Annotated in this window: 1 protein-coding gene; it reads left to right on the forward strand. The window is 56.5% G+C overall.

The window, feature by feature from the left end; genetic code table 11:
* Positions 1 to 13 precede the first annotated feature (13 nt).
* Positions 14 to 439: a hypothetical protein gene (locus tag EXE42_RS16500; RefSeq protein WP_137695023.1), complete on the forward strand. Its 426-nt coding sequence runs from the start codon at positions 14 to 16 to the stop codon at positions 437 to 439.
* Positions 440 to 579 lie beyond the last annotated feature (140 nt).

Below are 579 nucleotides of genomic sequence, written 5' to 3' on the forward strand. Positions count from 1 at the left end.
TTAGACAACATTCATGGCAGACGATAAGACTCGATACTTGGAAGCACAGACGCTTGACCGCGTGTTTAACAACGACCCGCCTGACGGAGCGCGGGATGGTGTGTACGTCGCACTCTGGACTGTTGAGCCGTCGAACACCCCCGACGCTGCGAACGAGGTTTCAGGCGATCAGTACAGCCCCGTCAACGTCACGGCGAGTGAGTGGACGCTGACAAACGCTGGATCGCCTCGGCAGTATGAGAACGACGTACTGATTGATTTCGGAAAACTCGACTCGACCGTTGACAAAACTGTCGCGGGCTTTGTGTTGTACGACGGTCCTGACCCCTCGACAGACAATCCGCTGTTTGCGAGTGGATTAGCGGGCGGCGCAAAGACCGTCGCAGCGGGTAACAAGTTCGAATTTGAGGCGGGGAACCTCACCATCTCGGAGGACTGACAAATGCCGTGGAAAGTTTTCGCTGAAGACGAAGGGACTGGCCTTCAGGATCAGTCGGATCACGACTACGGTGATGGTGCGAACTTCGGTGCTCACGTTCACTCACCGTACGACACGCAGTACGCACCATCGCCACCGAC

The organism is Halorubrum sp. SP3 (assembly GCF_005435195.1).
GTDB lineage: Archaea > Halobacteriota > Halobacteria > Halobacteriales > Haloferacaceae > Halorubrum > Halorubrum sodomense.

Bases quoted from the DNA above. Each gene is read 5' to 3' on its own strand.
- EXE42_RS16500 (WP_137695023.1), top strand. From the start codon at position 14: ATGGCAGACGATAAGACTCGATACTTGGAAGCACAGACGCTTGACCGC.